We start from the raw sequence: 25,981 nt of genomic DNA on the forward strand, positions 1-25,981 counted from the left end.
GATGACACACTATGCTTTACTGGTTAGGGGCATTAATGTCGGTGGGAAGAATAAGGTTGTTATGTCGCAACTTCGTCAAGAACTGATAGAGTTGGGACTGGAAAAGATTGAAACCTACATCAACAGTGGCAACATTTTCTTTACTTCGATAGCTCCCAAAGCCCAATTGGTTGAAAAGTTAGAGGCTTTCTTTGAAATCCATTATCCATTTATTCAGAGCTTTTCTTTGCTGAGTCAGGAAGATTATGAAGCAGAGCTGAAGAATCTGCCTGAATGGTGGACCAAAGATTTGGCACGAAAGGATGTGCTCTTCTACACGGAGAGCTTGGATGTGGCTCAAGTCATTGAGAAAGTTGAAAGTTTGGAACTGAAAGATGAAGTGGTTCATTTTGGAAGACTTGGGATTTTCTGGGGGAAATTCTCTGAAGAATCCTACTATGCAACTGCCTATCACAAGTACTTGCTCAAGATACCTTTTTATCGCAACATCACCATTCGCAACGCAAAAACCTTTGACAAAATCGGTCAAATGCTAAAAAATAATAAAGGAGACACAGAATGACATTCTTAGATAAAATCAAGGAAACAGCTGCTTTTCTGAAAGATAAAGGAATCAAAGCGCCTGAATTTGGTTTAATCCTTGGATCAGGTCTTGGAGAATTGGCAGAAGAAATTGGAAATCCAGTTGTAGTAGACTATGCAGATATTCCAAACTGGGGCCGTTCGACAGTAGTCGGTCACGCTGGTAAATTGGTATATGGAGAACTTGCAGGTCGCAAGGTCTTGGCTCTTCAAGGTCGTTTCCATTTCTACGAAGGAAATCCTCTGGAAGTCGTGACTTTCCCAGTACGTGTGATGAAAGTTCTCGGATGCGAAGGTGTCATTGTAACCAATGCTGCAGGAGGTATTGGTTATGGTCCTGGTACTTTGATGGCTATCTCAGACCATATCAACTTTACGGGTCAAAATCCGTTGATGGGTGAAAACTTGGATGATTTCGGTCCTCGTTTCCCTGATATGTCTAAAGCTTACACACCTGAATACCGTGCTGTAGCTCATCAAGTAGCTAAAAAACTTGGTATCAAGCTTGATGAAGGTGTCTATATCGGTGTAACTGGTCCAACTTATGAAACACCAGCAGAGATTCGTGCCTATAAGACCCTTGGAGCAGATGCAGTTGGTATGTCTACTGTTCCTGAAGTTATCGTGGCAGCCCACTCTGGCTTGAAAGTTCTAGGAATTTCATGTATTACTAACTTTGCGGCTGGTTTCCAAGAAGAACTCAACCACGAAGAAGTTGTGGAAGTGACTGAACGTGTCAAGGGTGATTTCAAAGGTTTGCTGAAAGCTATTCTTGCTGAATTGTAGTGGCATGAGAGTTCACTTTATTTTACATGAGACCTTTGAAGTTCCAGGTGCTTATCTAAAATGGGCTCTGGCACGAGGGCATCACATTACATCAACAAAGGTTTACGAAAAAGAACCTCTTCCTGAAACAATTGACGGGATTGATTTTCTGATTGTCATGGGTGGTCCCCAATCTCCTGATGAGGATAGAGAAAACTTCCCATACTACGACCCTAAGGCTGAGCTTGCTTTTATGAAAGAAGCGATTGCTGCAGATATCTATATTGTTGGTGTCTGTCTTGGTGCGCAGCTCCTGTCTGTTGCCTATGGTGCGAAGTATGAACATAGTCCAGAGCGCGAGATCGGCGTTTATCCTGTGACATTGACGATGCAAGGCCTAACAGATCCTCATGTCAGCTTGTTCGGAGAAACCTTAGAAACCGGCCACTGGCACGGTGATATGCCAGGGCTGACAGAGGATGCTGTTGTTCTTGCGACGAGTCAAGGTTGTCCACGCCAAATTATTCGCTTTAGTCCGAAGCATTATGCATTTCAAGCCCATTTGGAATTTGGTGCAGAAATAATAGAACTCTTAATTACTGCGGATGGTGGGGAGCAATTAAGAGAGCAAAGTGAAAAGTTCACTTTCGTTCAAACACCAGAAGAATTACGTGGAAACGATTATTCTGAAATGAATGCAAAACTGTATGCATTTTTAGATTCATTGGTAAACTAGGAACTACAGAAAGCAGAGTATCTGAGCTATAGTCAAACTCGGGCTAACTGTTTTGCGAAATATTTAATTTTAAAATCAAGAAAGAAAGGATGGGTAAACCGTATTTGTTGAACTGAATACGGGCGGAGAACTGTGTAAAAAAGATAAACTGTCTAGCATCTGCGATGCTTCGTCAGTTTCCTATTTTTACATTGTTCTCTGTCGCCCTTTATATCTTAACTATGTCTATCCATATTGCTGCTCAGCAGGGTGAAATTGCTGATAAAATTCTTCTTCCGGGGGATCCTCTTCGTGCTAAGTTTATTGCGGAGAATTTCCTTGAAGATGCTGTTTGTTTTAATGAAGTGCGTAACATGTTTGGCTACACTGGTACTTACAAGGGCCACCGTGTATCGGTCATGGGAACTGGTATGGGAATGCCGTCCATTTCTATATATGCGCGTGAGTTGATTGTAGACTACGGAGTGAAGAAATTGATCCGTGTGGGAACTGCGGGCTCTTTGAATGAAGATGTCCACGTCCGTGAATTGGTTTTGGCGCAAGCAGCTGCAACCAACTCAAACATCATTCGCAACGACTGGCCACAGTATGATTTCCCACAAATCGCTAGTTTTGACTTGCTAGACAAGGCCTACCATATCGCCAAAGATCTCGGTATGACCACCCACGTTGGGAACGTTTTGTCATCTGATGTCTTTTACTCAAACTACTTTGAAAAGAACATCGAGCTTGGTAAATGGGGAGTCAAGGCTGTGGAAATGGAAGCAGCGGCTCTTTACTATCTTGCTGCCCAACACCACGTTGACGCACTTGCTATCATGACCATTTCTGATAGCTTGGTCAATCCAGATGAAGACACTACTGCAGAAGAACGCCAAAACACCTTCACTGATATGATGAAGGTTGGTTTGGAAACCTTGATTGCAGAGTAAACATCGTATTACTTTGAGATAAGGTTATTTCTAAGATTGATTCAAATGCTTTAATCTCAAATATATCAGTAATGATAAAGGAAGAGTTGAAAATCAGATTGCTGGAGCTATTGGTTTTCAACTTTTTTAGAACCCAGCTTAAGGAGAAATGTGATGGATAAAATTGAACAATTACAAGACTTGATAGATCAAAGCCAACGGATTGTTTTCTTTGGAGGGGCAGGAGTGTCAACCGAGTCTAATATCCCAGATTTTCGTAGTTCAGATGGTGTTTATAGTCATCAGTTAGGCCGTCATTTTACGGCAGAGCAACTCGTTTCTCGAACCATGTTTGAGCGCTATCCAGAAGATTTTTTTGACTTCTATAAAAAATACCTGATTTATCCAGAAGCAAAGCCTAATGCTGCTCACACTTATCTGGCTACTTTGGAAAAGACAGGTAAGCTAAAGGCTGTTGTGACACAAAATATCGATAGTCTTCATGAAATGGCTGGCTCCCAAAAAGTCTTTAAATTGCATGGGAGTGCGGACCGGAATTACTGCCTAGGTTGTCAACATTTCTATGACTTAACTGCTTTTCTTGCCCTCGAGGGACCTGTTCCCCACTGCTTAGACTGTGGCAAGGTGGTCAAGCCTGACGTGACCTTGTATGAAGAATCACTTGACATGGATGTTTTTAGTCAAGCTGCACAAGCTATTCGGCAAGCAGACTTGCTGATTATTGGTGGGACTTCCTTGGTTGTTTATCCTGCAGCTAGCCTAGTAAACTATTTTTCTGGGACAAATCTGGTCCTTATCAATAAAACCAGTATTCCACAAGACAGCCAAGCTACATTGGTCATTGAAGGTAAGATTGGGGAAGTCTTTTCGAAATTGAGACAATAAAAGAATTTTAGAAGATAGCAACAAAACCTTGTTACTTGAAAGAGAAAACTATCTCATTTATTGATTTATTGACCACTATCTCGCTCTTTTAGAGTTATTAAAAACTGGCTGAGAAAATCAAAACACCTTCACCGATATGATGAAGGTTGGTTTGGAAACCTTGATTGCAGAGTAAAATGTAAAAGAAAATCCTGAATTCACTTGAAATCAGGATTTTTTCATAGATGCGATTTTTTCTGGGTCTGGTGTAACGCGGAGGGTCTTTTGTCCTGTGTAGGTTACAAAACCGGGTTTGCCACCAGTTGGTTTGTTGAGTTTTTTCACTTCAATCATATCCACTTGCACGAGATTTGACAGGCGCCCTTTGGAGAAGTAGGCAGCTAACTCTGCTGCGTCTGTCTTGACTTCGTCAGAAGGATTGAGATTTCCTGAGATGACGACATGACTTCCAGGGATGTCCTTGGCATGGAACCAAAGTTCCTCCTTGCGGGCCATTTTAAAGGTCAATTCTTCGTTTTGAAGATTGTTTCGACCTACATAGATGATGGTTTTGCCATCGCTTGCTAGATACTGCTCTGGTTTTTTGCGCTTCTGGATTTTTTCACGTTGGCGTCTTCTAATGAAGCCTGTTTGGATCAATTCTTCACGGATTTCAGCGATTTCCTCCAGCCCTGCTTGGTTGAGGACAGTCTCGACACTTTCTAGATAAAGAATGGTGGCCTTGGTTTCTTCAATCAACTCAGTCAAGTATTTGACAGCTTCTTTGAGTTTCTGGTAACGTTTAAAATAGCGTTGAGCATTTTGGCTGGGAGTCAAGGCCTTATCCAGCGCAATGGTGATAGGTTGATTGGTGTAGTAGTTATCCAAGACTACCTGGTCTTGGTCATTCGGAACTTGGTGGAGGAAGGTTGTCAACAATTCTCCTTTTTGGCGAAATTCCTCAGCATTGTCTGTCGCTAGTAACTCTTTTTCTTGTTTTTTAAGCTTATGGCGATTTTTTTGAAGCTCATTTTCAACACGACGAATGAGTTCACTGGCTTGCTGTTTAACGCGGTCGCGCTCGGCTTTATCCTTATAATAGGTATCTAAGAGATTCGAAAGACTGGCAAAAGGCTCTCCTACACGATTCGCAAAAGGAACTGGACTGAAGGAAGTCTCTGTTAAGCATGGCTTGGTTTCTTGCCTGAAGAAGTTTCGAAAAGTAGACAGTTTATCACTGACAAGAATGTTTTCCAATTCATTTGCCGTATCACGTCCTAGACCTTGAAAGAGACTTTGAAGATTTTTTGCTGTTAGTTCTTGGGTCTGCAGGATTTCAAAGAGCTTTTCATCCTTGACAGTAAAAGGATTGAGAGATTCTGTACTTGGCGGAGCGATATAGCTTGAGCCTGGTAGCAAGGTGCGGTAACTATTTTGTGAAAAGCCGACGTGTTTGATAACTTCGAGGATTTTATGGCTGCTTTTATCAACTAGTAGAATATTGCTGTGTTTGCCCATGATCTCGATAATCAAGGTAGCCTGAATGTGGTCCCCAATCTCGTTTTTATTGGAAACGGTAATTTCCACAATACGGTCGTTTTCCACTTGCTCAATCGACTCAATCACGGCACCCTGCAAATACTTTCTCAAAACCATGATAAAAGTCGAAGGTTGGGCTGGATTTTCAAAAGTCGTTTGGGTTAGCTGGATGCGCCCAAAAACAGGATGGGCAGAGAGGAGCAGGCGATGGCTTTGGCGATTGCTGCGGATTTGCAAGACCAACTCTTGTTCAAAAGGTTGATTGATTTTCTGGATGCGACCATTGACCAACTCGCTTCGCAATTCCTCAATCATGTGGTGTAAAAAAAATCCGTCAAATGACATCGTTCTCTCCTTGTGATTGTGTTCCATAGTATTATATCAAAAAGGTAGAATAAAATCATGGAAATGTGGTATAATAAAGCCAAGTAAAGAGAATCGAGAAGTACATGTATATTGAAATGGTAGATGAAACTGGTCAAGTTTCACAAGAAATCTTACAACAAACCCAAGAAATTTTGGAATTTGCAGCCCAAAAAATAGGAAAAGAAGACAAGGAGATGGCAGTCACTTTTGTGACCAACGAGCGTAGCCACGAACTCAATCTCGAGTACCGTGATACCGATCGTCCGACGGATGTCATCAGCCTTGAGTATAAGCCAGAGTTGGACATTGCCTTTGACGAAGAGGATTTGCTGGAAAATCCAGAATTGGCAGAAATGATGTCTGAGTTTGATGCCTACATTGGGGAGCTTTTTATCTCTATCGATAAAGCGCATGAGCAGGCTGAGGAATACGGTCACAGCTTTGAGCGTGAGATGGGCTTCTTGGCAGTACACGGCTTTTTACACATTAACGGCTATGATCACTACACTCCGGAAGAAGAAGCGGAGATGTTCGGTTTACAAGAAGAAATTTTGACAGCCTATGGACTCACAAGACAATAAACGAAAATGGAAAAATCGTGACCTGGTATCTAGTTTAGAATTTGCTTTGACAGGTATTTTTACCGCTATCAAGGACGAACGTAATATGCGCAAACATGCAGTGACGGCACTAGTAGTCGTCCTTGCAGGTTTTGTTTTTCAGGTGTCACGGATCGAATGGCTCTTTCTCCTAATGAGCATTTTCTTGGTAGTAGCATTTGAGATTATTAACTCTGCTATTGAAAATGTAGTGGATTTAGCCAGTCACTATCACTTTTCTATGTTGGCAAAGAAAGCCAAGGACATGGCAGCAGGTGCCGTGCTGGTGGTCTCTCTTTTTGCTGCAGTGACAGGTGCACTTATCTTTCTCCCACGCATTTGGGATATACTTTTTTAAACTATAAGAGGAAATTATGACATTTAAATCAGGCTTTGTAGCCATTTTAGGACGTCCCAATGTTGGGAAGTCAACCTTTTTAAATCACGTCATGGGGCAAAAGATTGCCATTATGAGTGACAAGGCGCAAACAACGCGCAATAAAATCATGGGGATTTACACCACGGATAAGGAGCAAATCGTCTTTATTGACACACCAGGAATTCACAAGCCTAAAACAGCCCTTGGCGATTTTATGGTGGAATCTGCCTACAGCACCCTTCGTGAAGTGGATACTGTTCTCTTCATGGTGCCAGCTGATGAGCCACGTGGTAAGGGCGACGACATGATTATCGAGCGTCTCAAGGCTGCCAAGGTTCCTGTGATTCTGGTGGTGAATAAGATTGACAAGGTCCACCCAGACCAGCTTTTGGCTCAGATTGATGACTTCCGTAATCAGATGGACTTCAAGGAAATTGTTCCTATCTCAGCCCTTCAGGGAAATAACGTTTCTCGTCTAATCGATATTTTGAGTGAAAATCTGGAGGAAGGGTTCCAGTATTTCCCATCTGATCAAATCACAGACCACCCTGAGCGTTTCTTGGTTTCAGAGATGATTCGTGAGAAAGTCTTGCACCTAACTCGAGAAGAGATTCCTCACTCAGTTGCAGTGGTAGTTGACTCCATGAAGCGTGATGAAGAGACAGACAAGGTTCATATCCGTGCAACCATCATGGTCGAGCGTGATAGTCAAAAAGGTATCATCATCGGTAAAGGTGGCGCCATGCTTAAGAAAATTGGTAGCCTGGCCCGTCGTGATATCGAACTCATGCTAGGGGACAAGGTTTTCCTAGAAACCTGGGTCAAGGTCAAGAAAAACTGGCGTGATAAAAAGCTAGATTTGGCTGACTTTGGCTATAATGAAAAAGAATACTAAGTAGAGGTGGGCTCATGCCTGCTTCTTGTTTTTACAGAAGGAGGATTTATGCCTGAATTACCTGAGGTTGAAACGGTTCGTCGTGGCTTAGAAAAATTGATCTTGGGAAAGAAGATTTCTAATATTGAGATTGCTTATCCCAAGATGATTAAGACAGATTTGGACGAGTTTCGAAAGGAAGTGCCTGGTCAAGTAATTGAGTCCATGGGGCGTCGTGGAAAATATTTGCTTTTTTTCCTGACAGACAAGGTCTTGATTTCCCATTTGCGGATGGAGGGCAAGTATTTCTACTATCCGGATCAGGTTCCTGAACGTAAACACGCCCATGTTTTCTTCCATTTTGAGGATGGTGGGATGCTTGTTTATGAGGATGTACGCAAGTTTGGCACCATGGAACTCTTGGCACCCGACCTTTTGGATGCCTACTTTGTATCTAAAAAACTAGGGCCTGAGCCAAGAAAGCAGGACGTTGATTTGCAGGTCTTTCAAGCTGCTCTATCCAAGTCTAAAAAGCCTATCAAATCCCATCTCCTAGACCAGACCTTGGTAGCTGGCCTTGGCAATATCTATGTGGATGAGGTTCTCTGGCGAGCTCAGATTCATCCAGCAAGACCTTCCCAGACTTTGACAGCAGAAGAAGCGACAGCTATTCATGACCAGACCATTGCTGTTTTGGGACAGGCAGTCGAAAAGGGCGGTTCCACCATTCGGACCTATACCAATGCCTTTGGGGAAGACGGAACCATGCAGGACTTCCATCAGGTCTATGATAAGACTGGACAAGCATGTTCGCGCTGTGGGACAGTGATTGAGAAATTCCAGCTCGGTGGACGGGGAACTCATTTTTGTCCTCAGTGTCAAAGGAGGGGCTGATGGGAAAAATCATCGGAATCACAGGAGGAATTGCTTCTGGTAAGTCAACTGTGACAAATTTCCTAAGAGAAAAAGGCTTTCAAGTGGTTGATGCTGACGCAGTCGTCCACCAGCTACAAAAACCTGGTGGTCGTCTTTATCAGCTCTTAGTTCAGCACTTTGGACAAAAAATAATCCTTGAAAATGGAGAACTCAATCGCCCTCTCCTGGCTAGTCTCATCTTTTCAAACCCTGAAGAACGAGAATGGTCTAAACAAACCCAAGGAGAGATTATTCGTGAGGAATTGGCTGCACTGAGAGACCAGTTGGCTCAGACAGAAGCGATTTTTTTCATGGATATTCCCCTACTTTTTGAACAGGACTACGGTGCTTGGTTTGATGAAACGTGGCTGGTCTATGTGGACCGAGATGTTCAGGTGGAACGTTTCATGAAACGGGATCAACTTTCTAAGGAAGTAGCAGAGTCGCGTTTGGCCGCCCAATGGTCTTTAGAGAAAAAGAAAGATTTGGCCAGTCATGTTCTAGACAACAATGGCAGTCGTGATCAGCTTGTGACTCAAGTAGTGAAGTTACTTGAAGGAGGCGATAGCTGTGCAAGAGATTAGTTGGAAAGAGAATCTTCGTGTCGCCTGGTTCGGTAGTTTTCTAACGGGCGCCAGCATTTCCTTGGTCGTTCCTTTCATGCCTATCTTTGTAGAACAGTTGGGAATTGAAGGGGACCAAGTTGCTTTTTATGCTGGATTAGCCATCTCAGTTTCCGCTGTTTCAGCAGCTCTAGTTTCTCCCATCTGGGGTATTCTTGCTGATAAGTACGGTCGAAAACCCATGATGATTCGAGCAGGTCTTGCCATGACCATCACTATGGGAGGTTTGGCCTTCGTGCCAAATATCTATTGGCTACTCTTTTTGCGCTTGCTCAATGGTGTATTTACTGGTTTTGTCCCCAATGCAACAGCCTTGATTGCTAGTCAGGTACCGAAAGATAAGTCGGGAGCGGCTCTGGGAACTCTATCTACAGGTGTTGTTGCAGGAACACTGACGGGTCCCTTTGTTGGAGGCTTTATTGCTGAAATTTTTGGCATTCGTAATGTCTTTTTATTGGTAGGTGCTTTCTTATTTTTAGCTGCAATCCTAACCATTTTCTTTATCAAGGAAGATTTTCAGCCCGTGGCTAAGGAGAAGGCTATTCCAACGAAAGAAGTATTTTCTTCTTTCAAGTATCCTAGGCTCTTAGTAAACCTATTTTTGACGAGCTTTGTCATTCAATTTTCAGCTCAATCAATTGGTCCCATTTTAGCTCTCTATGTGCGGGACTTAGGGCAGACTGAGAATCTCCTCTTTGTATCAGGATTGATCGTATCTAGCATGGGATTTTCTAGCATGATGAGTGCAGGAATTCTAGGAAAACTTGGCGATAAGGTAGGGAATCATAGATTGTTAGTTGCAGCGCAGATTTATTCCGTCATCATTTACCTTCTTTGTGCCCATGCAACCAGCCCCCTTCAACTTGGCTTGTATCGTTTTCTCTTTGGTTTGGGAACGGGAGCTCTCATACCAGGAGTCAATGCCCTTCTTAGCAAAATGACTCCAAAATCAGGTATTTCAAGGATTTTCGCCTTCAACCAAGTCTTTTTTTACCTTGGTGGAGTGATCGGACCTATGGCGGGATCCGCAGTTGCAGGATATTTGGGCTACCATGCTGTCTTTTATGCGACAGCAGCTTGTGTGGCTTTCAGTTGTTTATGTAACTTAGTGCAATTTAGATCGTTATTAAAAGTAAAGGAAATCTAGTGCGAGTAAAAATCAATCTCAAGTGCTCCTCTTGTGGCAGCATGAATTATCTAACCAGTAAGAACTCCAAAACTCATCCAGACAAGATTGAGGTGTTAAAGTATTGTCCCAAGGAAAGAAAAGTAACCCTACATCTTGAATCTAAGTAGATTTTATGGTAAAATAATAGGGATTTTAAGGAGTTTGATATGTATAACCTATTGTTAACCATTTTATTAGTATTATCTGTTGTGATTGTGATTGCGATTTTCATGCAACCAACTAAGAACCAATCCAGCAATGTATTTGATGCCAGCTCAGGTGATTTGTTTGAACGTAGTAAGGCGCGTGGTTTTGAAGCTGTGATGCAACGTTTGACAGGTATTTTAGTCTTTTTCTGGCTAGCCATTGCCTTAGCATTGACGGTATTATCAAGTAGATAAGAAATGGGCGAGACTAGGTCTTAGCCTATTTTTATTTTAAATGACACTTAGAAAGTTATCACTCAAAAAGAAATTATAAAAATCTAGAAAGAAAACATGAAAGATAAAATTAAAGATTATTTGCAAGAGAAGGGGCGAGTGACGGTAAATGACCTAGCTCAGGCTCTCGGAAAGGATAGATCCAAGGATTTCCGTGAGTTGATTAAAACCCTGTCTCTGATGGAAAGAAAGCACCAGATTCGCTTTGAAGATGATGGCAGTTTATGTCTGGACCAAAAGAAGAAACATGAAATCACCCTCAAAGGGATTTTTCATGCCCATAAAAACGGCTTTGGCTTTGTCAGTATAGAAGGCGAAGAGGACGACCTTTTTGTAGGAAAAAACGATGTCAACTATGCCATTGATGGTGATACCGTAGAGGTGGTCATCAAGAAAGTCGCTGACCGCAACAAGGGAACTGCTGCAGAAGCCAAAATTATTGATATCTTAGAACACAGCCTGACAACCGTTGTCGGGCAAATCGTTCTGGATCAGGAAAAGCCCAAGTATGCGGGCTACATTCGTTCAAAGAATCAGAAAATCAGCCAACCGATTTATGTGAAGAAACCGGCTATCAAGTTGGAAGGTACTGAAGTTCTCAAGGTCTTTATTGACAAATACCCAAGTAAGAAACATGATTTCTTTGTCGCTAGTGTGCTAGACGTGGTGGGGCACTCGACTGATGCTGGGATTGACGTTCTTGAAGTCTTGGAATCCATGGATATTGTTTCAGAATTTCCAGAAGCTGTTCTCAAGGAAGCAGAAAGTGTGCCAGAAGCTCCGTCTCAAAAGGATATGGAAGGTCGTCTGGACCTGAGAGATGAAATCGCCTTTACCATTGACGGTGCGGATGCCAAGGACTTGGACGACGCAGTACACATCAAGGCTTTGAAAAATGGCAATATCGAGCTTGGAGTTCACATCGCAGATGTTTCCTACTATGTGACCGAGGGTTCTGCCCTTGATAAGGAAGCTCTTAACCGCGCGACTTCTGTCTACGTGACAGACCGTGTGGTACCAATGCTTCCAGAACGACTGTCAAATGGCATCTGCTCTCTCAATCCTCAAGTAGATCGCTTGACCCAGTCTGCTATTATGGAAATTGATAAACACGGTCGTGTGGTTAATTACACCATTACCCAAACAGTTATCAAGACTAGCTTTCGTATGACCTATAGCGCTGTCAATGATATCCTAGCAGGTGACGAGGAAAAAAGACAAGAGTATAAGAAAATTGTTCCTAGTATCGAACTCATGGCCAAGCTTCATGAAAGGCTAGAAAGCATGCGTGAGAAGCGTGGCGCCCTTAACTTTGATACCAGCGAAGCAAAGATTCTAGTGGATAAAAAAGGTAAGCCTGTGGATATCGTTCTTCGTCAGCGTGGTGTTGCTGAGCGGATGATTGAGTCCTTTATGCTGATTGCAAACGAAACGGTTGCCGAGCACTTTAGCAAGCTGGATCTACCTTTCATTTATCGAATCCACGAGGAGCCCAAGGCTGAAAAAGTTCAGAAGTTTATTGATTATGCTTCAAGCTTTGGTTTGCGGATTTATGGGACTGCTAGTGAGATTAGCCAAGAGGCCCTCCAAGACATCATGCGTGCTGTTGAGGGAGAACCTTATGCGGATGTATTATCCATGATGCTTCTCCGTTCTATGCAACAGGCTCGCTATTCTGAGCACAATCACGGTCACTATGGACTAGCCGCTAACTATTACACTCACTTCACCAGTCCGATTCGCCGTTATCCAGACCTTCTAGTCCATCGAATGATTCGGGATTACGGCCGTTCTAAGGAAATAGCAGAGCATTTTGAACAAGTGATTCCAGAGATTGCAACCCAGTCTTCCAATCGTGAGCGTCGTGCCATTGAGGCAGAGCGTGAAGTCGAAGCCATGAAAAAGGCTGAGTACATGGAAGAATACGTGGGAGAAGAGTATGATGCGGTTGTATCCAGCATCGTCAAATTCGGTCTCTTTGTCGAATTGCCAAATACAGTTGAGGGCTTGATTCACATCACCAATTTGCCTGAGTTTTATCATTTTAACGAGCGTGACTTGACACTCCGTGGGGAAAAATCAGGAACAACCTTCCGTGTAGGACAGCAGATTCGCATTCGAGTTGAAAGAGCCGATAAGATGACAGGTGAGATTGACTTCTCTTATATCCCAAGTGAGTTTGATGTCATTGAAAAAGGCTTGAAACAAGCTGGTCGCAAAGAAAGAGGTCGTGGTTCAAGTCGTCGTTCAGACAAGAAGGAAGACAAGAGAAAATCAGGGCGCTCAAATGATAAGCACAAGCATTCACAAAAAGATAAAAAGAAAAAAGGCAAGAAACCTTTTTACAAGGAAGTAGCTAAGAAAGGAGCCAAGCATGGCAAAGGGCGAGGGAAAGGTCGTCGCACAAAATAAAAAGGCGCACCACGACTATACAATCGTAGATACGCTAGAAGCAGGGATGGTCCTGACTGGAACTGAAATCAAGAGCGTTCGAGCTGCTCGAATCAATCTCAAGGATGGCTTTGCCCAAGTAAAAAATGGGGAAGTCTGGCTGAGCAATGTTCATATTGCCCCTTACGAAGAGGGTAATATCTGGAACCAGGAACCAGAACGCCGCCGTAAACTCCTGCTCCATAAGAAGCAAATTCAAAAATTGGAACAAGAGACCAAAGGAACAGGGATGACCCTTGTTCCCCTTAAAGTCTATATCAAAGATGGCTACGCCAAACTCCTTTTAGGACTTGCAAAAGGGAAACATGACTATGACAAACGCGAATCCATCAAGCGTCGTGAACAAAACCGCGACATCGCGCGTGTGATGAAAGCTGTCAACCAGCGTTAAGAAGAGGAAGTAAAATGGAAAAATTAATTGCCTATAAACGGATGCCCTTGTGGAATAAACAGACCATGCCAGAAGCTGTCCAGCAAAAGCACAATACTAAGGTCGGCACTTGGGGAAAAATTACTGTCTTGAAGGGGGTACTCAAGTTTATTGAGTTAACAGAAGATGGTGAGGTTCTAGCTGAGCACCTCTTTGAGGCAGGAGCAGACAATCCCATGGCGCAACCGCAAGCCTGGCACCGAGTAGAGGCTGCAACAGACGATGTAGAGTGGTACTTGGAATTTTATTGTAAACCTGAGGATTATTTCCCTAAGAAATACCAGACCAATCCAGTCCATTCAGAGGTCCTAGAGGCTATGCAGACGGTGAAACCAGGAAGAGCCTTGGATTTGGGTTGTGGTCAAGGACGTAACTCTCTCTTTCTCGCACAGAATGGTTTTGATGTGACAGCTGTTGATCAAAATGAATTGTCCCTTGAAATCTTGCAAAGCATTGTGGAACAAGAGGATCTAGACATGCCTGTCGGACTTTATGATATCAATTCAGCCAGCATCGGGCAAGCCTATGATTTTATCGTATCAACTGTTGTTCTCATGTTCCTACAAGCGGACCGCATTCCAGCTATTATCCAAAATATGCAGGAGCACACCACGGTTGGTGGTTATAACCTTATCGTCTGTGCTATAGACACGGAGGATTATCCTTGCTCAGTCAACTTCCCATTCACCTTTAAAGAAGGGGAGTTGGCGGACTACTACAAGGATTGGGAATTGATTAAGTACAATGAAAATCCAGGGCATCTGCACCGTCGTGATGAAAATGGCAATCGTATTCAACTACGATTTGCGACTATGCTAGCCAGAAAAATAAAGTAAATCAAGTAAATCAAACACCAACAAGCGAATAGAGACCACTTTGCAAGGTTTCTATTCGTTTTTGTTTGCGTTGGGTGATTGGGACAAGCTTAATTTTATGCTATACTAGAAGTAGAAAATCTGAGCAGTAGAGCTGTATTGCTGTCGCTCTCAGCGCAAGATGTTGTAGATGATGGAGGTGGTCGAATGACGAGTCTTTTGGTGGAATTGTATGATCGGCATGTATTGGAAAAGAATGTCTACCAAGCCTTTATCAGTGATTGTGACGAGATTCTTTTTCTATCTTTAACGAAAATAAGCAATGAAGAGAAAGTCTCCCTCCGTCAATTCATCATGGAAGAGGTGCCTCATATCCAACGAGTGACCTTTCGTCAGCTATCCTTAGAACAACTAGCGGACCAGTTAGATTATTGTCTAGCAGGCTATGACCAGGTTCTTCTTGATGTTTTTGGTGGGGATTCGCTACTAGCCTTATCTCTCTATCAATATGGCTTGGATCGGGACCTTCCCATCGTTGCCATGGATGTCGAGCGAGGAAAACAATATAAGTGGGTAGCCGGCCAGTTAGAAAAAGAAGATTTGGACATTCCAACTTTAAGCATCCAACAGTTGATAGCCTTGCGTGGTGGGAAAATACTCAAATCAAAACGCCCTATCCACTCAGTTCAACAAGTTGCAGCCATCAAAAAGCTAGCCAGCTCTGCCATTTCCAATCCTGCCAACTGGTATCAAGTGACCCAATTTTTCTCTCTAGCAAAGACCAATGATCTGCATGCTGAAACTGAAAAGATACTGGAAAACAACGGCAAGTATTATCACTATCCAGAATCCCTTATCCCCTTACTTGTGGAAGCGGGGATGCTTAGTATTGAAAGCGAAGACAAGAAGCGAGTAGCTTACAGTTTTCCAAGTCAAGAAGCTCAGGTCTTTTGTCGCAACAAGGGGCATATTTTAGAGGTATATCTCTATCTCTTGGCGCTTGAATCTCAGCTGTTTGATGAGTGCATGATAGGCGGTGAGATTGATTGGAATGGCATCTTTCCAGAGGCGGACAATGTTCAAAATGAGATTGATGTCATTCTGAGAAAGGGACGCTCGATTACCTTTATCTCTTGCAAGATGACAGATTTATCAGTCGAAGCCATCAATGAACTAGAAGTCTACGCCAATCATTTTGCTGGGGAGAGTTGCCTCAAGTTAATTGTCTGTACGGGGAAAATCAATCCCGTTTATGCCAATCGTTGTCAGGAATACGGGGTGCTGGTCATTAGAAGTGAGCAGATTCCCAATCTCATTCCCATGCTAAAAAAATATTCTAAGAGACAAAAAAGATAAGAAATAATATCATGAAAGACTGGGAATCCAGTCTTTTTTGCTTCTTTTTCGAATAAATGAGAAAAGGAGGTAGATCATGTTTGTAGCCAGAGATGCCAAGGGGAATTTGGTGAATGCCCTTGAAAAAGATGTGACCAAGCAAGCTTATACCTGCCCCGCCTGTGGGGGCGGACTACGATTACGCCAAGGACAGAGTATTCGAACGCATTTTGCTCATGAAAGGTTAAGAGATTGTATTGCCATTTTTGAAAATGAAAGTCCAGAACACTTAGGCAACAAAGAGGCCCTTTATTACTGGGCCAAGAAGGACAATCAGGTCGCCTTAGAATATAGTTTGCCCGAGATCCAGCAGGTTGCGGATGTTCTCGTCAATGAGAAATTAGCTCTGGAGGTTCAGTGCAGTCCCTTGTCTCAAAAGCTTTTAGGCGATAGAAGTCAAGGATACCGCAGCCAGGGCTATCAGGTTATCTGGCTACTGGGAGAAAAACTCTGGTTAAAAGAGCGGTTAACACAACTGCAAAGAGGATTCCTCTATATTAGTCAAAATATGGGTTTCTATGTTTGGGAACTGGATCTCAAAAAGCAAGTTTTGAGACTCAAATATCTTTTGCATCAGGATCTACGTGGCAAGCTTCATTTTCAGGTCAAGGAATTTCCCTATGGCCAAGGAAATCTCTTGGAAATTCTACGATTTCCTTATCAAAAACAAAAACTGCCTCGTTTTGCAGTTGTGCAAGATTCCACTATCTGTCACTACATTCGCCAGCAGTTGTACTATCAAACGCCCTACTGGATGAAGAAGCAGGAGGAAGCTTATTATCAAGGAGACAATCTATTAAACCATCAACTAGACGACTGGTATCCTCAAGTCAAGCCGATAGAATCAGGTGATTTTTTGCAGATTGAAACGGATTTGACTAGCTATTATAGAAATTTTCAGGCTTACTATCAAAAAAATCCGAAAAATAATCGCCAAAAGCTCTATCCGCCAGCCTTTTATCGCTTATATTTCTCAAAAAATGTGGTAAAATAGAAAGGATGGAGGAATCTTATGGTATTACAACGACATGAAATAAATGAAAAAGATACATGGGATCTTTCAACAATCTACCCAACAGACCAGGCTTGGGAAGAAGCCTTGAAAGATTTAACTGAAAAAGTACAAACAGCATCTCAGTATGAAGGGCATCTCTTGGATAGTGCAGACAGTTTGCTTGAGATTACAGAATTCTCACTTGACTTGGAACGCCAAGTTGAAAAGCTTTATGTCTATGCGCATATGAAAAATGATCAGGACACGCGTGAAGCCAAGTATCAAGAGTACTATGCTAAGGCAATGACCCTGTACAGTCAGTTAGAACAAGCCTTTTCATTCTATGAACCTGAGTTTATGGAGGTTAGCGAAAAGCAGTATGCTGCCTTCCTAGAAGCTCAACCAAAACTCCAAGTTTACAAGCACTTTTTTGACAAGCTCTTGCAAAAGAAAGATCATGTTCTTTCACAACGTGAGGAAGAATTGCTTGCTGGAGCAGGAGAAATCTTTGGCGCTGCTAGTGAAACCTTTGCTATTTTGGATAATGCGGATATTAGCTTCCCATACGTTCTTGATGACGAAGGCAATGAAGTACAACTCTCACACGGTACTTACATCCGTTTGATGGAGTCTAAAAACCGTGAAGTGCGTCGTGGTGCCTATGAAGCCCTTTATGCGACATACGAGCAATTCCAACATACTTACGCTAAGACTTTGCAGACAAATGTTAAGGTGCAAAACTACCGAGCAAAAGTTCGCAACTATAAGAGTGCTCGCCATGCAGCCCTCGCAGCAAACTTTGTTCCAGAAAGTGTCTATGACAATCTAGTAGCAGCAGTTCGCAAGCATTTGCCACTCTTGCATCGTTACCTAGAACTTCGTTCTAAAATCTTGGGTATTTCTGATCTCAAGATGTACGATGTCTACACACCACTGTCTTCAGTAGAATACAGCTTTACCTATCAAGAAGCCTTGAAAAAGGCAGAAGAAGCCTTGGCAGTTTTAGGTGACGACTACTTGAGCCGTGTCAAACGTGCCTTCAGTGAGCGTTGGATTGATGTTTATGAAAACCAAGGCAAGCGTTCTGGTGCCTACTCTGGTGGTTCTTATGATACCAATGCCTTCATGCTTCTCAACTGGCAGGACAATCTAGACAATCTCTTTACCCTTGTCCATGAAACAGGTCACAGTATGCACTCAAGCTATACTCGTGAAACCCAGCCTTATGTTTACGGGGATTACTCTATCTTCTTGGCGGAGATTGCCTCAACCACAAACGAAAATATCTTGACAGAGAAATTGTTGGAAGAAGTGGAAGACGACGCAACTCGCTTTGCTATTCTCAATAACTTCCTAGACGGTTTCCGTGGAACAGTCTTCCGTCAAACTCAATTCGCTGAGTTTGAACATGCTATCCACCAAGCAGACCAAAATGGAGAAGTCTTGACAAGTGATTTCCTCAATAAACTCTACGCTGACTTGAACCAAGAGTACTATGGACTCAGCAAGGAAGACAATCCTCAGATCCAATACGAGTGGGCACGCATTCCTCACTTCTACTATAACTACTATGTTTATCAGTATTCAACTGGTTTTGCAGCTGCTTCAGCCTTAGCTGAAAAGATTGTCCATGGTAGTCAAGAAGATCGTGACCGCTATATCGACTACCTCAAGGCAGGTAAGTCAGACTATCCACTCAATGTCATGAGAAAAGCGGGAGTGGATATGGAGAAGGAAGACTATCTCAACGATGCCTTTGCAGTCTTTGAACGTCGCTTGAACGAGTTTGAAGCCCTTGTTGAAAAATTGGGACTAGCTTAAGATGGTAGAGTCTTATAGTAAAAATGCCAATCACAATATGCGTCGGCCCGTCGTCAAGGAAGAAATCGTTGAACTCATGCGCCAGCGTCAAAAGCAGGTGACAGGTTCTTTGAAAGAATTGGAGACCTTTGCTCGCAAGGAGAACATTCCCATCATTCCCCATGAAACAGTTGCCTACTTCCGTTTTCTTATGGAAACTATGCAACCTAAGAACATTTTGGAAATTGGGACAGCTATCGGTTTTTCTGCTCTCTTGATGGCGGAGCATGCGCCAGATGCTAAGATTACAACCATTGACCGTAATCCTGAGATGATTGGCTTTGCCAAGGAAAACTTTGCCCAGTTTGACAGTCGTCAGCAAATCACTCTTTTAGAGGGAGATGCAGTCGATGTTTTATCCAGTCTGACAGAAACTTATGACTTTGTCTTTATGGATTCGGCCAAGTCCAAGTATATCGTCTTTCTGCCTGAAATCCTCAAGCACTTGGAAGTCGGTGGAGTAGTGGTCTTGGATGATATTTTCCAAGGAGGAGATGTTGCCAAGGACATCATGGAAGTCCGCCGAGGTCAACGCACCATTTACCGTGGTTTGCAAAGACTTTTCGACGCAACTTTGGACAATCCAGGTCTAACAGCAACTCTAGTTCCACTTGGAGATGGTATTCTCATGCTACGAAAGAATCTAGCAGAAGTAGAGCTTCCTGAGAGCGAATGATTTTCAGAAAAATTTAAGAAATTATAGTAAAATAGATAAGGTAACACTTACCGTAAAAGGAGTAAAAATGAAGAAAAAACTTATGGCAGGAGCCATCACACTTTTATCAGTAGCAACACTTGCAGCTTGTTCAAACAGTTCTGAAGGAAAAGATTTGATCAGCATGAAGGGCGATGTGATTACAGAGCATCAATTCTTTGAAGAAGTAAAGAACAATCCAACTGCACAACAAGTCTTGCTCAATATGACCATCCAAAAAGTATTTGAACAACAATATGGATCAGAAGTAACGGATAAAGATGTGGATGATGCTGTTGCTGAAGAACAAAAGAAATACGGCGATAGCTACAACAGCGTGCTTCAACGTGCAGGTATGACACCTGAGACTCGTAAAGCTCAAATCCGTACCAGCAAATTGGTTGAATTAGCGGTTAAGAAGGCTGCAGAGAGCGAGTTGACAGACGAAGCCTACCAAAAAGCTTTTGAGTCTTATACACCAGATGTGACAGCTCAAATCATCCGTTTGGATAATGAAGACAAGGCAAAAGAAGTACTTGAGAAAGCTAAAGCAGAAGGTGCGGATTTTGCTCAGTTGGCAAAAGACAACTCTAACGATGACAAGACAAAAGAAAATGGTGGAGAAATCACTTTTGACTCTGCTTCTACAGAACTTCCAGAACAAGTTAAGAAAGCAGCCTTTGCCTTGGATGTGAATGGGGTTTCTGATGTGATTACAGCTACCGGAACACAAGCCTACAGCAGTCAGTTCTACATCATCAAAGTAACGAAGAAAACAGAAAAATCTTCTAATATTGAGGATTACAAAGAAAAATTGAAGACCATCATCTTGACTCAGAAACAAAATGATTCAGCCTTTGTTCAAGGAGTAATTGGTAAAGAATTGCAAGCGGCAAACATCAAGGTTAAGGATCAAGCCTTCCAAAACATCTTCACCCAATACATCGGTGGTGGTGACTCAAGCTCAAGCAGCAGCTCTTCATCTAACTAAGAAGGCAAAAAACAAATCTCAAAAGAGATTTGTTTTTTTATACCTGATACTAGAAAATGAGTAAAATTCGAAGGATTAAAGGATAAGAGTTTTTTTCTTTCTGAAAAAGTGGTATAATAACAATCAAAACTAGAAAATAAAACGGAATTGGGAACAGAAGCGTCTGTTCCTATTAGAGTGGTGAAATATGAAAATTAGTAAAAGGCACCTACTAAACTATTCCATTTTGATTCCTTATTTCCTTTTATCGATTTTGGGACTGATTGTGGTGTACTCGACAACGAGTGCAACCTTGATTGAAGAAGGAAAAAGCGCCTTTCAATTGGTGCGTAACCAGGGGATCTTCTGGATAGCTAGTTTGATTCTGATTGCCTTAATCTATAAATTAAAATTAGGTTTCCTAAGAAACGGACGTCTCATCTTTATCGTAATGATTGTGGAGATGGTTCTTTTAGCTCTGGCGCGACTGGTCGGAACACCTGTCAATGGAGCATACGGATGGATTTCTGTAGGACCTGTAACGATTCAGCCTGCGGAGTACCTTAAGATTATCATCATCTGGTACCTGGCACATCGTTTTTCAAAACAACAAGATGAGATTGCGGTTTATGACTTCCAGGTTTTGACACAGAATCAGTGGCTACCTCGAGCTTTTAATGACTGGCGTTTTGTTCTGCTGGTTCTGATTGGTAGCTTGGGAATTTTCCCAGACTTGGGTAATGCGACCATCTTGGTCTTGGTGGCGCTCATCATGTATACGGTTAGTGGGATTGCCTATCGTTGGTTCTCGACCATTCTAGCTCTCTTGGCAGGAAGTTCAATGTTAGTCTTGTCTGTCATTCGCTTTGTTGGGGTTGAAAAGTTCTCTCAAATTCCTGTATTTGGTTACGTTGCTAAACGTTTTAGTGCCTTCTTTAATCCCTTTAATGACTTGGCGGGTGCAGGACACCAGCTCGCAAATTCCTACTATGCCATGGTTAATGGTGGCTGGTTCGGACTGGGACTAGGGAATTCTATCGAGAAGCGTGGTTATCTGCCAGAAGCCCATACGGATTTCGTCTTTTCGATTGTCATCGAGGAGTTTGGATTCGTAGGAGCCAGTATGATTTTGGCTCTACTCTTCTTCTTGATTTTGCGAATCATCTTGGTTGGTATTCGAGCAAAGGACCCCTTTAACTCTATGGTTGCTATTGGTGTCGGAGGAATGATCCTTGTTCAGGTCTTTGTCAATATTGGTGGGATTTCAGGGTTGATTCCTTCTACAGGGGTAACCTTCCCCTTCCTTTCACAAGGTGGGAACAGTCTATTGGTATTATCCGTGGCCATCGCGCTTGTACTGAATATTGATGCCAGTGAAAAACGTGCCAAACTTATCAGAGAATACGAAAATCAAACCGATGAAAGTCTGTAAGGATTGAATGGAAAGGAAAGTATATGTCTCTTCAAAAATTAGAAAACTATAGTAATAAAGCAGTCGTCCAAGAGGAAGTCTTGATTCTGACTGAGCTATTAGAAGATATCACAAAAAATATGCTGGCGCCAGAAACCTTTGAAAAGATTATCCAGTTGAAGGAATTATCAACTAGCGAGAATTATCAAGGGCTCAATGACCTAGTGACCAGTCTTTCGAATGAAGAAATGATTTACATTTCACGCTATTTCTCTATCCTTCCACTTTTGATTAATATCTCTGAGGATGTGGATTTGGCCTATGAAATCAATCACCAAAACAATGTGGACCAAGACTATTTAGGAAAATTATCTACAACGATTAAGATGGTAGCTGAAAAAGAAAATGCAGCCGAAATTTTAGAAAAGTTAAATGTCGTTCCTGTCTTAACCGCCCATCCAACGCAAGTACAACGCAAGAGTATGCTGGATTTAACCAACCACATCCATACGCTCTTGCGCAAGTACCGTGATGTCAAACTCGGCTTGATTAATAAAGAAAAATGGCACACAGATCTCCGCCGTTACATTGAGATTATCATGCAAACGGACATGATTCGTGAGAAAAAATTGAAAGTAACGAACGAAATCACCAACGTGATGGAGTATTACCAAAGTTCTTTCCTGAATGCTGTTCCACGTTTGACGGCTGAGTATAAGAAACTAGCTAAAGAACAAGGTATCGAGCTTGAGCATCCAAAACCGATTACTATGGGGATGTGGATCGGAGGAGACCGTGATGGAAATCCTTTCGTAACTGCGGAAACCCTCAACAAATCAGCTTTGACTCAGTGTGAAGTCATCATGAACTACTATGATGAAAAGATTTATAATCTTTATCGTGAGTTTTCACTGTCAACCAGCATCGTGAATGTCAGCGACAAGGTCCGTGAGATGGCGCTGAAGTCACAAGATAACTCGATTTACCGTGAAAAAGAACTCTATCGTCGTGCTCTTTTTGACATCCAAGCTAAGATGCAGGCAACCAAGGCTTATCTCATTGAAGACAAGGACCTTCAGCCAAGATATGCCACTGCAGATGAATTTTATCAAGATTTGTTGGCCATTCGCGACTCTCTCCTTGAGAACAAAGGGGAATACCTGATTTCAGGAGAATTTGTCGAGTTGATGCAAGCTGTCGAAATTTTTGGTTTCTACCTTGCTTCTATTGATATGCGCCAAGACTCTAGTGTTCATGAAGCCTGTGTAGCAGAATTGCTTGCATCTGCTGGTATCAACGACCACTATAGCGATCTGTCTGAAGACGAAAAATGCGCCCTCCTCTTAAAAGAGTTGGAAGAAGATCCTCGTATCCTCTCAGCGACTCATGCTGAAAAGTCAGAACTGCTTGAAAAAGAACTATCTATCTTTAAAGCTGCGCGTAAGTTGAAGGATAAACTGGGTGAAAACGTCATTCGTCAAACCATCATTTCGCACGCAACCAGTGTATCCGATATGCTCGAACTAGCTATTATGCTTAAGGAAGTCGGCTTGGTAGATGCCCAAAAAGCCCGCGTTCAGATTGTTCCCCTCTTTGAAACAATCGAAGACTTGGATCACTCAGAAGAAACCATGAGAAGATATTTCTCTCTACCTTTGGCTAAAAAATGGATTGCTTCAAAAGACAACTACCAAGAAATCATGCTTGGCTACTCTGATAGTAACAAAGACGGTGGTTATTTATCATCATGTTGGACTCTCTATAAAGCGCAACAACAACTGACTGCTATTGGAGATGAATTTGGCGTTAAGGTCACTTTCTTCCACGGTCGTGGTGGTACTGTGGGTCGTGGTGGTGGACCAACTTATGAAGCTATCACATCTCAACCGCTCAAGTCTATTAAGGACCGTATCCGTCTGACTGAGCAAGGAGAAGTCATTGGAAATAAATACGGAAACAAAGACGCTGCTTATTACAACCTTGAAATGCTGGTTTCTGCAGCCATTAACCGTATGATTACAAAGAAGAAGAGTGATACCAATACGTCAAATCGTTACGAAGCCATCATGGATCAAGTAGTAGACCGTAGTTATGATATCTACCGTGATTTGGTCTTTGGAAATGAACATTTCTATGACTATTTCTTTGAATCAAGTCCAATCAAGGCTATTTCAAGCTTCAATATCGGTTCGCGTCCAGCAGCTCGTAAGACCATCACTGAAATTGGCGGTTTGCGTGCCATTCCTTGGGTCTTCTCATGGTCACAAAGCCGTGTCATGTTCCCTGGATGGTATGGAGTAGGATCCAGCTTTAAAGAGTTTATAGATCAAGATCCAAAGAATATCGAGTTTCTTCGTGATATGTACCAAAACTGGCCTTTCTTCCAATCTTTGCTTTCCAATGTAGACATGGTCTTGTCTAAGTCTAATATGAACATTGCTTTTGAATATGCCAAGCTCTGTGAAGACGAGGAAGTACAAGCTATCTACTACACTATTTTAGATGAATGGCAGTTGACTAAGGACGTTATTTTAGCTATCGAAGGTTATGACGAACTCTTGGCAGAAAACTCTTACCTAAAAGACAGTCTAAACTATCGTATGCCTTACTTTAATATCCTGAACTACATCCAGTTGGAGTTGATCAAACGTCAACGTCGCGGCGAATTGTCGGCTGACGAAGAAAAACTGATCCATACAACTATCAACGGAATTGCAACCGGTTTACGTAATTCAGGCTGATATTCTACAAACTTCCTCTTTTATAAAGGGGAAGTTTTTGAATTGTTTAAAAAATTCTAAAAATAGCCTTGACAAGTAGTTGAAAAATGATATAATTTAAACATTCAGAAAGTAATCATGCTCATTTTTTAGAGAGTCTGTGGTTGGTGAAAGCAGATAGATGAAATTGATGAAATTGGGCTGAATCTTATTAAGAATTTGAAATCATAAAAATTCGGTGAGCACACCTTACAGTGCAACTCGTTATTGCGAGAAAGAGCGATAGGGATATTCCCTATAATTGAGGTGGTACCGCGCATCGACGTCCTCACACAAGTTTTTTGTGTGAGGATTTTTTTATGGGAGGAAAGATTATGAAATTTAAACGATGGCGTCGCTTGTTTTGAGTGAAAAGAGTATTATACAAGTGATTTAAAAGGAGAAAGAATATGAAAAATAAACGTTTAATTGGAATCATCGCTGGATTAGCAGTATTGGTGGTGGCTAGTTTGATTTATTCATCAATGAACAAGCCTGCAGCTAAGGAAGATCAAAAGGTTGCTAAGGTTGGGGTCCTTCAATTTGTTAGTCACCCATCTTTGGACTTGATTTATCAGGGGATTCAAGATGGACTAGCTGAAGAAGGCTATAAGGACGACCAAGTAAAAATCGACTTTATGAACTCTGAAGGAGATCAGAGCAAGGTTGCAACCATGAGTAAACAATTGATAGCAAATGGAAACGATGTAGTTGTTGGGATTGCAACACCAGCAGCTCAAGGGCTCGCAAGTGCTACAAAAGACCTACCAGTTATCATGGCTGCTATTACAGACCCAATCGGTGCTAACTTGGTCAAGGATTTGAAAAAACCAGGTGGCAACATCACAGGGGTATCAGACCACAACCCCGCTGAACAGCAAGTGGAATTGATTAAAACTTTGACACCAAATGTCAAAACAATCGGCGCTCTCTACTCAAGTAGCGAAGATAACTCAAAAACACAGGTAGAAGAATTCAAGGCTTATGCTGAAAAAGCAGGTTTGACAGTCGAAACATTTGCCGTTCCTTCAACAAATGAAATTGCTTCAACAGTCAATGTTATGACAAGCAAGGTCGATGCGATTTGGGTTCCAATTGACAACACCATCGCATCCGCATTTTCAACAGTTGTTTCAAGCAACCAAACAGCTAAAAAGCCAATCTACCCAAGTGCCACTGCCATGGTAGAAGCAGGTGGATTAGCATCTGTAGTAGTTGACCAACACGATCTTGGAGTGGCTACTGGTAAAATGATTGCCAAAGTTTTGAAAGGTGAAAAACCAGCTGATACGCCAGTCAATGTCTTTTCAACTGGTAAGTCAGTGATTAACAAAAAACTAGCGCAGGAACTTGGTATCACCATTCCTGAGTCTGTTCTAAAAGAAGCAGGACAAGTGATAGAATAAAGATAAAGGAGGAG

The 25,981-nt window shown here is 42.3% G+C and carries 25 protein-coding genes and 1 other annotated feature; of the genes, 24 read left to right on the forward strand and 1 reads right to left on the reverse strand.

Annotated elements, in window-relative coordinates:
- The first annotated feature begins 1 nt into the window (after position 1).
- The 5 genes from HMPREF1518_RS03055 (at position 2) to HMPREF1518_RS03075 (ending at position 3,900) form a co-directional block, all read left to right on the forward strand.
- A complete protein-coding gene (locus HMPREF1518_RS03055) occupies positions 2-562 on the forward strand; it encodes a DUF1697 domain-containing protein (protein ID WP_033584078.1) in 561 nt (186 codons plus the stop codon).
- A complete protein-coding gene (locus HMPREF1518_RS03060; RefSeq protein ID WP_033584080.1) occupies positions 559-1,368 on the forward strand; it encodes a purine-nucleoside phosphorylase in 810 nt (269 codons plus the stop codon). Before HMPREF1518_RS03055 ends, HMPREF1518_RS03060 begins: the two co-directional genes overlap by 4 nt.
- 4 nt (positions 1,369-1,372) lie before the next feature.
- On the forward strand, positions 1,373-2,083 hold the full coding sequence (locus tag HMPREF1518_RS03065) for a type 1 glutamine amidotransferase (RefSeq protein WP_033584082.1): 711 nt from the start codon (positions 1,373-1,375) through the stop codon (positions 2,081-2,083).
- 221 nt (positions 2,084-2,304) lie between these two features.
- Positions 2,305-3,015 (forward strand): purine-nucleoside phosphorylase, encoded by a 711-nt coding sequence (gene deoD / locus HMPREF1518_RS03070; RefSeq protein ID WP_025171735.1) that lies wholly within the window; start codon positions 2,305-2,307, stop codon positions 3,013-3,015.
- A gap of 153 nt (positions 3,016-3,168) precedes the next feature.
- Complete coding sequence (locus HMPREF1518_RS03075) at positions 3,169-3,900, forward strand: NAD-dependent protein deacylase (RefSeq protein ID WP_009730048.1); 732 nt, start codon at positions 3,169-3,171, stop codon at positions 3,898-3,900.
- 207 nt (positions 3,901-4,107) lie between these two features.
- Here the strand turns inward: HMPREF1518_RS03075 and pavA are convergent, their stop codons facing one another.
- Complete coding sequence (pavA, locus tag HMPREF1518_RS03080) at positions 4,108-5,763, reverse strand: Rqc2 family fibronectin-binding protein PavA (protein ID WP_033584085.1); 1,656 nt, start codon at positions 5,761-5,763, stop codon at positions 4,108-4,110.
- 104 nt (positions 5,764-5,867) lie between these two features.
- On the opposite strand from pavA, the gene ybeY reads away from it, so the two are divergent.
- From ybeY to trpX, 19 genes are all read left to right on the forward strand, one after another.
- Positions 5,868-6,365: an rRNA maturation RNase YbeY gene (gene ybeY, locus HMPREF1518_RS03085; RefSeq protein ID WP_000275169.1), complete on the forward strand. Its 498-nt coding sequence runs from the start codon at positions 5,868-5,870 to the stop codon at positions 6,363-6,365.
- Positions 6,346-6,741: a diacylglycerol kinase family protein gene (locus HMPREF1518_RS03090; protein ID WP_009730050.1), complete on the forward strand. Its 396-nt coding sequence runs from the start codon at positions 6,346-6,348 to the stop codon at positions 6,739-6,741. Before ybeY ends, HMPREF1518_RS03090 begins: the two co-directional genes overlap by 20 nt.
- Positions 6,742-6,757: 16 nt before the next feature.
- On the forward strand, positions 6,758-7,657 hold the full coding sequence (gene era, locus HMPREF1518_RS03095) for a GTPase Era (protein ID WP_033584087.1): 900 nt from the start codon (positions 6,758-6,760) through the stop codon (positions 7,655-7,657).
- 48 nt (positions 7,658-7,705) lie between these two features.
- The gene (mutM, locus tag HMPREF1518_RS03100) at positions 7,706-8,530 is read left to right on the forward strand and encodes a DNA-formamidopyrimidine glycosylase (RefSeq protein WP_033584089.1); all 825 of its coding nucleotides are present in this window, start codon (positions 7,706-7,708) and stop codon (positions 8,528-8,530) included.
- Positions 8,530-9,135 carry a dephospho-CoA kinase gene (gene coaE / locus HMPREF1518_RS03105; protein WP_033584090.1) on the forward strand — a complete coding sequence of 202 codons (606 nt, stop codon included), beginning with the start codon at positions 8,530-8,532 and terminating at the stop codon, positions 9,133-9,135. The genes mutM and coaE overlap by 1 nt, the downstream gene beginning before the upstream one ends.
- Entirely contained in the window at positions 9,122-10,321 is a 1,200-nt protein-coding gene (locus HMPREF1518_RS03110; RefSeq protein WP_033584091.1) for a multidrug efflux MFS transporter, read from the forward strand. Before coaE ends, HMPREF1518_RS03110 begins: the two co-directional genes overlap by 14 nt.
- Positions 10,321-10,470 carry a 50S ribosomal protein L33 gene (rpmG, locus tag HMPREF1518_RS03115; protein WP_007519517.1) on the forward strand — a complete coding sequence of 50 codons (150 nt, stop codon included), beginning with the start codon at positions 10,321-10,323 and terminating at the stop codon, positions 10,468-10,470. The genes HMPREF1518_RS03110 and rpmG overlap by 1 nt, the downstream gene beginning before the upstream one ends.
- 39 nt (positions 10,471-10,509) lie before the next feature.
- Entirely contained in the window at positions 10,510-10,743 is a 234-nt protein-coding gene (gene secG / locus HMPREF1518_RS03120; protein ID WP_000282517.1) for a preprotein translocase subunit SecG, read from the forward strand.
- Positions 10,744-10,839: 96 nt separating this feature from the next.
- Positions 10,840-13,194, forward strand: a complete 2,355-nt coding sequence (gene rnr, locus HMPREF1518_RS03125) for a ribonuclease R (protein WP_033584092.1) — start codon at positions 10,840-10,842, stop codon at positions 13,192-13,194.
- Complete coding sequence (gene smpB, locus HMPREF1518_RS03130) at positions 13,157-13,624, forward strand: SsrA-binding protein SmpB (protein ID WP_001051742.1); 468 nt, start codon at positions 13,157-13,159, stop codon at positions 13,622-13,624. The genes rnr and smpB overlap by 38 nt, the downstream gene beginning before the upstream one ends.
- A gap of 14 nt (positions 13,625-13,638) precedes the next feature.
- Positions 13,639-14,499 (forward strand): SAM-dependent methyltransferase TehB, encoded by an 861-nt coding sequence (tehB, locus tag HMPREF1518_RS03135; protein WP_033584093.1) that lies wholly within the window; start codon positions 13,639-13,641, stop codon positions 14,497-14,499.
- Between the two features lie 186 nt (positions 14,500-14,685).
- Complete coding sequence (locus tag HMPREF1518_RS03140) at positions 14,686-15,834, forward strand: DUF1887 family protein (protein WP_033584095.1); 1,149 nt, start codon at positions 14,686-14,688, stop codon at positions 15,832-15,834.
- Positions 15,835-15,910: 76 nt separating this feature from the next.
- Positions 15,911-16,867: a competence protein CoiA gene (locus tag HMPREF1518_RS03145; protein ID WP_033584097.1), complete on the forward strand. Its 957-nt coding sequence runs from the start codon at positions 15,911-15,913 to the stop codon at positions 16,865-16,867.
- A gap of 18 nt (positions 16,868-16,885) precedes the next feature.
- Complete coding sequence (pepF, locus tag HMPREF1518_RS03150) at positions 16,886-18,688, forward strand: oligoendopeptidase F (RefSeq protein ID WP_033584098.1); 1,803 nt, start codon at positions 16,886-16,888, stop codon at positions 18,686-18,688.
- A 1-nt stretch (position 18,689) separates the two neighbouring features.
- Positions 18,690-19,403 (forward strand): O-methyltransferase, encoded by a 714-nt coding sequence (locus HMPREF1518_RS03155; protein ID WP_000230412.1) that lies wholly within the window; start codon positions 18,690-18,692, stop codon positions 19,401-19,403.
- Positions 19,404-19,470: 67 nt separating this feature from the next.
- Positions 19,471-20,412: a peptidylprolyl isomerase PrsA gene (gene prsA, locus HMPREF1518_RS03160; RefSeq protein ID WP_000728080.1), complete on the forward strand. Its 942-nt coding sequence runs from the start codon at positions 19,471-19,473 to the stop codon at positions 20,410-20,412.
- A 187-nt stretch (positions 20,413-20,599) separates the two neighbouring features.
- Positions 20,600-21,823: a cell division peptidoglycan polymerase FtsW gene (ftsW, locus tag HMPREF1518_RS03165; protein ID WP_000703343.1), complete on the forward strand. Its 1,224-nt coding sequence runs from the start codon at positions 20,600-20,602 to the stop codon at positions 21,821-21,823.
- Between the two features lie 23 nt (positions 21,824-21,846).
- The gene (gene ppc, locus HMPREF1518_RS03170; protein ID WP_000058163.1) at positions 21,847-24,543 is read left to right on the forward strand and encodes a phosphoenolpyruvate carboxylase; all 2,697 of its coding nucleotides are present in this window, start codon (positions 21,847-21,849) and stop codon (positions 24,541-24,543) included.
- Between the two features lie 96 nt (positions 24,544-24,639).
- Positions 24,640-24,855 (forward strand) — a binding site (T-box leader).
- A 116-nt stretch (positions 24,856-24,971) separates the two neighbouring features.
- Entirely contained in the window at positions 24,972-25,967 is a 996-nt protein-coding gene (trpX, locus tag HMPREF1518_RS03175) for a tryptophan ABC transporter substrate-binding protein (RefSeq protein WP_033584100.1), read from the forward strand.
- The last annotated feature ends 14 nt before the right edge of the window (positions 25,968-25,981 follow it).

The organism is Streptococcus sp. SR1 (assembly GCF_000526075.1).
GTDB classification, from domain to species: domain Bacteria; phylum Bacillota; class Bacilli; order Lactobacillales; family Streptococcaceae; genus Streptococcus; species Streptococcus halitosis.